Genomic DNA, 11,087 nt, shown 5'->3' with positions numbered 1-11,087 from the left:
TCAGGATTTGGCGAGGCGCAGTGCGACGCAGCCGTCCATGACGAAGCGGCTGATGGCATAGCGGCCAAGGGGCAACGCGATGCGGCGCTCAAAACGCCCCTGCGGCAGCTCGAGCCGGTGGATGCGGGCGTTGCGAAGCTCCGGCGGCAGCGTGCGCTGGCCGGAGATGATGAGCACGCCGTCCTGGATTACCGTCTCGACATTGTCAGGATTGACGCCGGGAAGCGCGACTAGGATCAGGAGCTCGTGCTCGGTCTCGAGCACGTCGATCGGCGGCTCCCAGCAGGCCTCCTGGCGGCCGAACTGCTGCCGCATGCGCTCGCCGCGGGTCAGCTGGTCCAGGGCCTCGGACAGCATCCAGTCGAAGGGATTTTTCGGTTGCATGGCAAAAACTCGGGGGAGGCGCTGCGGTTGGAAAACGGGGATATGGGGATGGTTCCCCGGAATTCCAGCATCGCGCGGATGGAGCATGCCTGGCCCTCGAAGCAGCGGAGGCCCTTGCGGTCAGACGTATCGACGCCGCGAAAGATATTCCGCGGCGTCGATGGCAATGATTGGGCGAGATGCGCGGGATCAGGCGGCCTCGCGGTACTCGGCCTCCGCTTCGAGGTTGATCACCGAAGTGGCGAGCTCCGACAGCGTGTGGTCGGTCGCCTCCTCCTCGTCCAGCGTATCCTGAAGCAGCCTTGCCGCCTCGGGCATGCCGAGCTCCTCGGCCCAGGTGCGCAGCGTGCCGTAGCGAGAAATCTCGTAATGCTCGACGGCCTGCGCCGCGGCGAGCAGTCCGGCGTCGAGAGCGGGAGCGTTCTTGAAGTCCTTCATGATCTCGGCGCCCTCGTCGGTGATGCCGTTGATCGCCTCGCACGGCTTGCCGCGCGCCGGCTTGTCCAGCATTCTGAAGATCTGTTCGAGCCGTTTGACCTGGCCCTGCGTCTCCCGCAGATGCTTGTTGAAGGCGGCCGCAAGGTCCTTGGAATGCGCGGCCTTGGCCATCTTGGGCAGCGTCTTGATGATCTTGTTCTCGGCGAAATAGATGTCCTTCAACGTTTCCAGAAACAGATCACTCAGCATCTTGGGCGCCTGACGCGGACGGCGCGATGCGGTCTTTTTCTTGGATGCGCGTTTCTTTGCTTTCTTAGCCATAAATCCTCCTCATGAGGTGACACGGGAAGGCACGCCCTTCCTCAATCCACACGCGATCAAGAGCCAACGTTTGCAAATGTTCCTCGCGAAGGCCCTCGCGAGCCGCTAGGGGCCGGCCGTTCACGGCCGCCGAGACGTCCCCCGATGCTCGATTTCGCCCTGTCCGCCTTCGTCTGGCAGGCGGCGCCGGCTATGGGGCCAAGTCGCGATCATCGTTGTGGTGGTGCTCTCGGTCTGCCTCGTCGGCACGCTTTGTTTGGTCTCGGCTCACCTGATCGCGCGGACGCTGGGGCGCACCGGGAATGCCGTGCTGTCGCGGGGTCATGCTGCTTGCGGCCTATTCGGTGCAGTTCGTGATCCTCGGGATCGCGGCGGTTCGGGCCAGCTTGTGATAGGCTGCGCGAACTTTTAATCCATTGATTTTACAATCAATTTCTCGGGTTTGCGGGCCTGCCGGCAAGCCGGCGCCCGAACCGGTCCGCTTTCGCTTGCGCTGCCATATTGCTTTGACGTACTTCGGGTCTAACAAACGCCCGTCGCAACAAGGCCGAGGTAAAATCGAGATGTCGATCACAGCGGACGAGCTCGACAAGAGACAGGCCATCATCGACGCCTGCCGCCGTATGAACGCGCTCGGCATCAACCAGGGCACCTCAGGCAACATCAGCGTGCGTTTCGGCGAGGGGCTCCTGATCACGCCCACCAGCCTGCCCTACGACGCCATGACGCCGGACCAGATCGTGTTCATGGCGATGGACGGCTCGCACGCCCCCGATCAGAAACCGTCCAGCGAGTGGCGCTTCCATCTCGACATCCTGAAGGCGCGCGCCGACGTCGACGCCGTCGTCCACGCTCATCCGACCTATTGCACCATCCTGGCGATCATGGGCATGGAGATTCCGCCGGTGCACTACATGATCGCAGCCGCCGGCGGCGACAGCATCCGCTGCGCGCCCTATGCCACTTTCGGGACAGTGGAACTGTCCCGGCATGCGGTGCACGCGCTGGAGGGCCGGCTCGCCTGCCTGCTCGACCATCACGGCATGATCGCGCTCGGCAAGACGCTCGACAAGGCGATGTGGCTTGCCGTCGAGGTCGAGACGCTGGCCCGGCAATATCACGGCTGCCTGCAGATCGGCAAACCGCCGCTGCTCTCGAGCGCCGAGATCGAGCGGGTCCGCCAGCGCATGGCCGGCTACGGCCTGTCGGAAGGGTAGGGCGGACAGACGGTGTTTGCGCGGATCAGATATTTCGTCGACCGCAAGGGGACCAACCGCACCATGGTTCGGCTGCGCGCCCTCCTGCGCAGCAACGAGTTCTATCTGATCCCGCTGGCGCTCGTGATCGGTACGCTGGCCGGCGCGATCGTGACGCTGATGGCCGAGATCGCGCAGATCGCCCATGTCGTGATCTACGGCATCCCGATCGACGTGCGCCTCTCGGCCAACGCCTATGTCAGTCCCTTGGCGGCGATGATCGCGCCCGCGCTGGGGGGCCTCGTGCTCGGCGTGATGGAATGGTGGCGGCGACGGCTGAAGCTGTCGAGCGCCGTCGACCCGATCGAGGCCAATGCGCTGCGCGGCGGCAATCTGTCGATGCGCGACAGCGTGGTGGTGTCGAGCCAGACCCTGATCTCGAACGGCTGCGGCGCCTCCGTCGGTCTCGAGGCCGGTTACACCCAGATCGGCTCGGGCATCGCCTCGCTGTTCGGGAAGTTCTTCAACCTCCGCCGCAACGACCTCCGCCTCATCGTCGGCTGCGGCGCGGCGGCGGCGATCGCGGCGGCCTTCGGCGCGCCGATCACCGGCGCGTTCTACGCCTGCGAGCTGATCGTCGGCGTCTATTCGGTCGGCAGCGCCGCGCCGATCCTGGCGGCATCGCTGGCCGGCGCGCTCACGGCGCAGTGGCTCGGCGGCGCGCCGTACTCCCTCGAAATTCCCAAGGTCAGCGCCGTCGGCGTCGAGCAATATCTGGCGCTGATCGGGCTCGCTCTCGTCACCAGCGGCGTCGGCATCGCCGTGATGCGCTCGTCCTCGATGTTCGAGCGCCTGTTCAAATGGCTGCCGGTATGGCTGCGCCCGGTCATCGGTGGCCTCATGGTCGGCAGCTTCGCCCTGGTCACGCCGCAGGTGCTCGCGGCTGGCCACGGCGCCATGGTGCTCGATCTCTTTCACGACATGACGATCGGCCTGGTCGCGACCATCATCGCGCTGAAGGTGACGGCCTGCCTGATCTCGCTGGCCTCAGGCTTCCGCGGCGGCCTGTTTTTCGCCTCGCTGTTCGTCGGCAGCCTGATCGGGAAGTTCTTCGCCGCGGTGCTGCTCCTGATCAACCCGAACTTCGTGATCGATCCGCTGGTGGCGATGCTGACCGGCATGGCCACGCTCGGCGTCGCCATCGTCGGGGGTCCGCTGACGATGTCGTTCCTCGTGCTCGAGATGACCCGCAACGTCGACGTCACCGCGGTGGTGCTCGCCGGCTGCATCGTCACCTCGATCTGCGTCCGCTTCATGTTCGGCCATTCCTTCTCGACCTGGCGCCTGCATCTGCGCGGCGAAACCATCCGCAGCGCCAACGACGTCGGCTGGCTGCGCAACCTCACCGTCGAGCGCCTGATGCGCTCGGACGTCGGCAAGGTGCCGTCGAGCACCACGATCGCGGCGACACGGCGGGAATTCGCGCTGGGGTCACGGCCCGGCATCGTCATCGTCAACAATGCTGACGAATATGTCGGTCTCGTCCTGCTGCCCGATCTGTTCTCCAGCGACCTCGATACCATCGCCGACGACATCCAGGTCATCGAACTCGCGCGTCTGACGGACATCGTGCTGATCCCGGAAATGAACGTGAAGAGCGCGATGGCCGTGTTCGACGAAGCTGAGGCCGAAATGCTGGCGGTGGTCGATTCCACCGACAGCCGCAAGGTGGTCGGCTTCCTGACCGAGACCTTTGCCCGCCGCCGCTATGTCGAGGAAATCGACAAGGCCACGCGCGGCGTGCTGGGGGCGCTGTCTTGAGACGGCCCTGGGCAAGTTGACGCGGACACGCTAAGCGGACTTGATGCGACGGGCTACCATCCATAATGACGGCTGCCGTAGCTGGCTGCGAGGGCGGTGCCCTGTGTCGCCTTCAACGCCTGCCGGGAAAAATATTCCGCTTTACCGAAATTCGGAAATGGCTTCTGTGTTGCCCATCCCGGCTCGTCCTTGAGGGGCGATCGTACGTCGTCACGAATTGCGGGCCGGGGATGCGGTGGACGCGGCAGCGTCGGCACGAGGGGTGCGGGCAGGGCCGGTAGTCCCTGTGAGCCCGAAACCGCGTGCGGACGAACGGCGCCGTGATGTTCGTCTCGCCGACATTCTTGCGGCGTGTGCACACTGCCGCGAGACCCTGTGGCATCAGATGAGCGCGCGTACGGCAAAACCGTGTGGTCCCGGCCGTCGTCGCTACGGTCAAGCCTGTCGCGGAGGTGTGGAGCGTCCAACCGGATCAACCACATCGTCATCCGCGGGGCGAGGAATCCGGGATCCGCCGGCGGAGAGCCTTCGCTTCGTTCCGCTCGCAATGCCGACGACAGTGCCGGCCAAATATTCGGCAACCGCGCCTCGAACGCGCCGGTGGACTTGCCCGCTCCAATCCGGTTGAATGGGCTAACCGAGTTTCAGGCGCGACAACGATGTCGAAATATCTGCTGATCCTGCTTTTGATCGCCGCGCCGGCTGCGGCGCAGGTGAAACCCGCTGCCAAAACCTCGGCCGTGCGTCCCGACCCCTGCGCTCCGATCGGGCGCACCGCGGACGGCAAGCTGGTCTATTCCATGAAATGCGAGAACCTGCCGGCCCCGCCGCCGGCCCCGGCACAGGCGGAACTAAAGGAGGCTCCCGCACCGGCGGCCGCCCCCGAGCCGGAGACGCAGCGGAGCGGTATATTCGGCTGGTCTTACGACCGCAGGTAATGAGTTCTGCGCCACTTGCGCGAAGCCCGCCGGAATGCTCTTTGCTTGCGAGCTCCCGCGGGGGCATGCCCCCGTTCCTGAGAAGATGAGATGAGCAAACTCGTTATCCGCGCCGGCGATTTCACGTTCGACGCCCGCTTCGAAGAGCAGGCGGCGCCCAAGACCGTTGCCGCGTTCCGCAAGGCGCTGCCGTTCGAGAGCCACATCATCCATGTGCGCTGGAGCGGCGAAGGCGTCTGGATGCCGCTCGGCGATCTCGACTTCGGCGTTGGCTATGAGAACCACACCAGCTATCCCGCGCCGGGCCAGATCATCCTCTATCCCGGCGGCATCAGCGAAACCGAGATCCTGCTCGCCTATGGCGGTGTCCGCTTCGCAAGCAAGATGGGCCAACTCGCCGGCAACCATTTCATCACGGTGACCTCCGGCCTGGAGAATCTGGTGACGTTGGGCAAGAGCGTGTTGTGGAATGGCGCGCTACCGATTCGTTTCGAGGAAGTCTGAGTGACCGATACAAGCTACCCCCGCGATCTTCGCGGCTACGGCCGTAATCCACCCCACCCGCAATGGCCCGGTAACGCGCGCGTTGCGGTGCAGTTCGTCGTCAATTTCGAGGAAGGCGGCGAGAACAACATCTTGCACGGCGACAGCGCCTCGGAAGCGTTCCTGTCGGACGTGCTGGGCGCGCAGCCGTGGCCGGGCCAGCGTCACGCCAATGTCGAATCCATGTTCGAATATGGCTCGCGCGCCGGCTTCTGGCGGCTGTGGCGGATGTTCGGCGAGCGCAAATGGCCGGCCACCGTGTTCGGTGTCGCCACCGCGCTGAAGCGCAATCCGGAGATCGTCGCAGCGATGAAAGAATCCGGTTGGGACATCGCGAGCCACGGCCTGAAATGGATCGAGCACAAGGACATGACGGAAGCGCAGGAGCGCGCCGAGATTGCCGAGTCGATCCGAGTCCATACCGAGGCCACCGGCTCGCGCCCGCTCGGCTGGTACACCGGGCGCTCCTCGATCAATACCAACAGGCTGTTGATGGAGGAGGGCAGCTTCCTCTATCTCTGCGATTCCTATGCCGACGATCTGCCCTATTGGGTCAAGGGTGCGAAGGGCAAGCAGCTCATCATTCCCTATACGTTGGACGCCAATGACATGCGGTTCATCAATCCGCAGGGCTTTGCCGAAGGCGAGCAGTTCTACACCTATCTGAAGGACGCCTTCGACGTGCTCTATGCCGAAGGGGAGACCGCGCCGAAGATGATGTCGGTGGGCTTGCACTGCCGCCTCGCCGGCAGGCCGGGCCGCGCCGCGGGCCTGATCCGCTTCCTCGACTACGTCGGCAAGCACGAGCGGGTCTGGGTGCCGACGCGGTTGGAGATCGCGCAGCATTGGCACGACAAGCACGCGCATCTTGCCACCGATGCATTCGAGATCGGGTGAGAGCGAGATGTCGCAGATCCGGCTCGCCGAGCTGAACGCCGCAAGTCGGGCGGATTTCGTCGCCGCCCTCGCCAATGTCGTCGAATATTCGCCTTGGATTGCGGAGCAGCTCGCGGCGCAGCGGCCGTTTGCCGGTATCAACCAGCTGCATGCCGCGCTGATGGCGGCGATCCAGGCTGCCGAACCTGACGTGCAGCTGGACCTGATCCGGGCGCATCCCGATCTCGCCAACAAGACGCAGCGCGCAGCGGGCCTGACGGCGGAATCGACCGACGAGCAGAACAGCGCGGGCCTCGATCGCCTGTCGGAGGCCGAATATTCGGCGTTCGAGCGCGTCAATAATGCCTACCGCGACAAGTTCGGCATCCCCTATATCGTTTGCGTGCGGCGTCACACCAAGGATTCCATTCTGCGCGATTTCGAGACGCGCTTGCGCAATATTGCCAAGACCGAGATGCGTCGCGCGATCGAGGAGATCGGCCGCATCTCGGCGCTGCGGCTCGATCAGCTCGTCATCGCCGACGACCACTTGAAAGTGCACGGCCGGCTCTCGACCCATGTGCTGGACAATCACGCCGGCAAGCCCGCGCTCGGGATTGCCGTCGAGTTGGTCGAGCTCGCCGCGCTCGGCGAGAGCCGCGTCATCGCGCGCGCGGTCACCAACGCGGATGGCCGCACCGACCAGCCCCTGATCGGCGGGCGTCCGCTGCCGATCGGCCGCTATGAGCTCCGCTTCAGCCTCGCCAAGTACTACGCCGAGCGTAACGTGCAGCTCCCCGATCCGCCCTTCCTCGACGAGATCCCGCTGCGGTTCGCGATCAGCGAACCCGAGGGACACTACCACGTGCCGCTGCTGGTCACGCCGTGGAGCTATTCGACCTATCGCGGGAGCTGATCGCCGAACTTGTCGTGCAGCGCCGGAAACAGCCGATCCGGCTTGAACGGCGGCGCGGTGAAGCGGATGCCGGTGGCATCCGTGATCGCGTTGCCGAGCGCGGCGGCGACGGGGTTATACGGGCTCTCGCTCATCGACTTGGCGCCCAACGGTCCGATCGTGTCCGAGGTCTCGGCGAACAACACTTCCGTGCGCGGCACGTCCGCGAAGGACGGCAGATGGTAGTCTCGGAATTTGGGATTGGCGACGCGGCCTTCTGCGTCGACCACCATCTCCTCATAGAGGGCCGCCCCGAGGGCTTGAGCAACGCCGCCCTCGACCTGACCACGACACTGCATGGGATTGGCAACAACGCCGGCATCGGCGGCCTGCACGCTCTTGAGAATCCTGAGCTCGCCGGTGCCGGTGTTCACGGCGACGCGAAAGCCATGCACGTTGAAGCCGACGGAACGTGGCGATCCCGCGGAATTGCCCTGCGCCGCGAGCGGACGACCGGCCTCGCGCGCGATCTTCGCCAGCTCGGCAAACGACATTCGCCGCGCGCCGCTGACGACGAATTCGGCTTCGAGCGTGCAGCTCGCGGCATCGCAGAGCCACGCGCCGGCGGCCGCCGCCTTCAACTCTTCCGCAAGCTGCATGGCCGCGGCCTGGGTCGCCTTGCCGGCCACGAACGTGCCGGTGCTGCCGTAAGCGCCGGTGTCGTGGCCGCCATGGGCAGTGTCGGACTGGCGCAGGCGGATCCTGTCGACGGTGGTCGCCAGCACGGTCGCAGCGATCTGCCGGTGCACGGTGCTGGTGCCGTTGCCGAACTCGGCGGTGCCGACGGTGAGATCGAAGCCGCCGTCGTCGTTGAGCGCGACCGTCGCATCGGCGATGTGCCCGGCGGGCGGCACGGTGTCGATCATGCTCAGCGCAATGCCATCGCCGGTCAGCCATTCCGGCGACAATTCGGGCTGCTGCGTATCCGCCTGCATCGCGCGCTCGACGAGGTCGATGCACTGGTCGAGACCGTAGGAACCATAGAGCACATCGTGATCGTCGGACGCCGGTGGCGACAGCATGGGATCGCCGGGCCTGACGATATTGCGGCGGCGCATGTCATAGGGGCTGATGCCGAGCTGCTTCGCCAGTTCGTCGATGGCGGCCTCGACCGCGATCAGGGCTTGCGGCAGGCCATAGCCGCGAAACGCGCCTGCGGGCACCGTGTTGGTGTAGACGGCGAAGCCGTCGACGCGCTTGTTCGGGCAATTATAGACGGCGATGGATTCGGCCACCGCGTGGAACATCACGGAGGGGCCGTGATTGCCGTAGGCGCCCGTGTTGGAGAGCACGTCGAGCTGCAATGCCGTGAGCTTCCCGTCGGCATTGGCGCCGGCCTGGATGTGGACCCGCATCGGATGTCGCGTCGAGGTCGCGATGAACTGCTCCTCGCGCGTGAGCTCGAGCTTGACGGGACGCCGGGTCTTCAGCGCCGCCAGCGCCAGGATATCCTCGACGAACATCTCCTGCTTGCCGCCAAAACCACCGCCGACGCGCTCGCAGAACACGCGGACCTTGTCCAAGGGAAGCTCAAAGATGTTCGAGAGCGCGCGCCGGGTCAGGAACGGGACTTGTGTCGAGGTGCGGACGTTGAGCACGCCAGCGTCGTCGAGCCAGGCAAGTCCGCCATGGGTCTCCAGCGCCGCATGCTGTACGCGGTGGCTGTGGAAGGTCGCATCGAAGGTGACGGCGGATGCAGACAGCGCCGAAGCGACGTCGCCAAACTCGCCATGTATCTCCGCGACGAGATTGCGCCGCGCGTCGGCGACGCGGTTCGCGCTGGTTCTGTCAGGATGGACGAGCGGCGCGCCCGGCATCATCGCCTGCTCCGGATCGATCAACGCGGGCAAGATCTCGTAGACGACCTTCAGCAGGCGGCAGGCCTCCTCGGCGGCGCCTTCGCTGTCAGCGACGACAGCCGCGACCTTCTGGCCGACGAAGCGGACGACATCGTCGAGGATGCGGGTGTCCTCGGGGTCCATCCAGTCCTTCTCGTGCCGCGCCGTCGAGAACAGCACCGCAGGCGCATCTTCATGCGTCAGGATGGCGTGCACGCCTGCTACAGCCATCGCCGCGGATCTGTCGATCGAAACGATCCTGGCGTGCGCGTGCGGCGAGCGCAGCAGCTTGATATGCAGAAGGTCGCCGATCGCAGTGTCGAACGTATAGCGCGCAGTGCCGCGGACGATTTCGGGGCCCGCGGGCGCGGGCAGGCTGCGGCCGAACGCGTCGCCGGCTTCGACGCGCTCCGCGATGTTGGTCTTGCCCTGGATCGCGTCCTCGATCGAACGATAGCCGGTGCAGCGACAGATGTTGCCCTTCAGCGCGGCGCCGAGATCGGTGCGCTGGGCCTGGTTCAGCGCGGCACAGGTGAGGATCATGCCGGCGGTGCAGAAGCCGCATTGGAAGCCCTGCGCCTCGAGGAAGGCCCGCTGCATCGGGTGCGCACCGTCGTCGCCACCGAGACCTTCGATCGTGGTGATGGCGCGTCCCTCCGCACGAAACGCGGGGATCAGGCAGCTATGCACGGGCTCGCCGTCGATCAGCACGGTGCAGGCCCCGCAATCGCCGGCGTCGCAGCCCTTCTTCACCCCGAAATGGCCGAGTTCGCGCAAAAACGTGCGCAGGCATTGGCCGGCGCGCGGCGCTTGCGGGAATGTCGTGCCGTTGATCTCGAAGCTCATGGCGGCGTTGATCCCAGGAGCTCGGCACGGATCTCCTCGGCGAGCCGCAGCGTCATGTGCTTGCGCCAGAGCGGCTTGCCATGAATGTCGGTATGATAGAGATCGTCGGTGATCTCCGCGGAGATCGCGGCGCGAAGCGCGCTGGCATCGGTCGACCCAGGAAACGAGATCTGGATCGGGCGGACGGTCGACGCGGTTACGGTCAGCTTCAGCGCGCCCTTGCTGTCGAGGCTTCCGATCAGAAGGGCCGCGGAGCGGCCGGCCGGCGCCAGCGAGATCTGGCGAAAGGCGGAGCGGCGCTTCAGCGCTGCGATCGGAACCTCGATTTGTCGCAGCAGGTCGCCCGCCGACAGGCGATTGCGCTGATTGCCCGTGACGAACTCGGCGACCGGAATCCGCTGCTCGCCGCCGCTGGCCTTCCAGATGGTGCAGACGCCATCGAGCGCCGTGGTGAGCGAGATCATCGGCCCTGCTGGCAGCGACATGCAGAGATTGCCGCCGACCGTCGCCGTCTTCCAGATCTTGAAGGAGGCGAGAAAGGCGCGGCAGCATTGGCCGATCAGCGGGGCCGCGAGCCACTCTGCCGGGCAAGCGAGCGCATCGAGTTGCGAGATCGTGCAGGTGGCGGCGATGCTGAGGTGGCTGCTCGTGATCGCCAGCGCCGGCCATTTCAGATCGGTGAGATCGACGAGCCGCGTGAGGTGGGTCTGCGGTTCCGAGAACAACCAGGTGCCGCCGGCGAGCCAGGCATCACCCGGCGTCCAAATGGGCAGTTCGGTGCGCGTTTGCGGATGGGAGACCGCTGTGATGGTATTCAAGTCCATGGCCGCGATAATGCCTGCGCCGGTGATTTGACTGAAGGGAAAGTCTTGCAAGACCAGCGCCAAGTGGCAACAAGAAGTGGCACAACAGCTCGCGGTAATCGCGCTCT

General features: G+C 65.4%; 10 protein-coding genes and 1 pseudogene. 7 read left to right on the top strand and 4 right to left on the bottom strand.

What is annotated here, in order from left to right; genetic code table 11:
- A complete protein-coding gene (locus ACVW16_RS08090) occupies positions 1 to 384 on the bottom strand; it encodes an Hsp20/alpha crystallin family protein (protein ID WP_092228842.1) in 384 nt (127 codons plus the stop codon).
- A 189-nt stretch (positions 385 to 573) separates the two neighbouring features.
- Positions 574 to 1,143 (bottom strand): YciE/YciF ferroxidase family protein, encoded by a 570-nt coding sequence (locus ACVW16_RS08085; protein WP_456704796.1) that lies wholly within the window; start codon positions 1,141 to 1,143, stop codon positions 574 to 576.
- Positions 1,144 to 1,310: 167 nt separating this feature from the next.
- Here ACVW16_RS08085 and ACVW16_RS08080 point away from each other — a divergent pair.
- The 7 genes and pseudogenes from ACVW16_RS08080 to uraD all read left to right on the top strand — a co-directional run.
- Positions 1,311 to 1,535 (top strand): annotated as a pseudogene (locus ACVW16_RS08080) (MarC family protein); the annotation flags it as partial.
- Between the two features lie 171 nt (positions 1,536 to 1,706).
- Positions 1,707 to 2,360, top strand: coding sequence for a class II aldolase/adducin family protein (locus ACVW16_RS08075; protein WP_456735852.1), 654 nt, complete (start codon positions 1,707 to 1,709; stop codon positions 2,358 to 2,360).
- 12 nt (positions 2,361 to 2,372) lie between these two features.
- Entirely contained in the window at positions 2,373 to 4,160 is a 1,788-nt protein-coding gene (locus tag ACVW16_RS08070) for a chloride channel protein (RefSeq protein ID WP_456802334.1), read from the top strand.
- Positions 4,161 to 4,819: 659 nt separating this feature from the next.
- A complete protein-coding gene (locus ACVW16_RS08065) occupies positions 4,820 to 5,098 on the top strand; it encodes a hypothetical protein (RefSeq protein WP_456704793.1) in 279 nt (92 codons plus the stop codon).
- A gap of 90 nt (positions 5,099 to 5,188) precedes the next feature.
- Entirely contained in the window at positions 5,189 to 5,602 is a 414-nt protein-coding gene (locus tag ACVW16_RS08060) for a DUF3830 family protein (protein WP_092228847.1), read from the top strand.
- The gene (puuE, locus tag ACVW16_RS08055; protein WP_456704791.1) at positions 5,603 to 6,538 is read left to right on the top strand and encodes an allantoinase PuuE; all 936 of its coding nucleotides are present in this window, start codon (positions 5,603 to 5,605) and stop codon (positions 6,536 to 6,538) included.
- 7 nt (positions 6,539 to 6,545) lie between these two features.
- Complete coding sequence (gene uraD / locus ACVW16_RS08050; RefSeq protein WP_456704790.1) at positions 6,546 to 7,433, top strand: 2-oxo-4-hydroxy-4-carboxy-5-ureidoimidazoline decarboxylase; 888 nt, start codon at positions 6,546 to 6,548, stop codon at positions 7,431 to 7,433.
- On the opposite strand, the gene ACVW16_RS08045 is transcribed toward uraD, so the two are convergent.
- Both ACVW16_RS08045 and ACVW16_RS08040 read right to left on the bottom strand, forming a co-directional pair.
- Complete coding sequence (locus ACVW16_RS08045; protein WP_456735849.1) at positions 7,418 to 10,156, bottom strand: molybdopterin-dependent oxidoreductase; 2,739 nt, start codon at positions 10,154 to 10,156, stop codon at positions 7,418 to 7,420. The two genes, uraD and ACVW16_RS08045, sit on opposite strands and share 16 nt — an antisense overlap.
- Positions 10,153 to 10,980 carry an FAD binding domain-containing protein gene (locus ACVW16_RS08040; RefSeq protein WP_456735848.1) on the bottom strand — a complete coding sequence of 276 codons (828 nt, stop codon included), beginning with the start codon at positions 10,978 to 10,980 and terminating at the stop codon, positions 10,153 to 10,155. Before ACVW16_RS08040 ends, ACVW16_RS08045 begins: the two co-directional genes overlap by 4 nt.
- Positions 10,981 to 11,087 lie beyond the last annotated feature (107 nt).

The sequence above is a fragment of the Bradyrhizobium sp. USDA 4474 genome, assembly GCF_054057515.1.
Note: the sequence above shows the minus strand (reverse complement) of the source record. Positions and strands in the feature narration are given on the sequence as shown.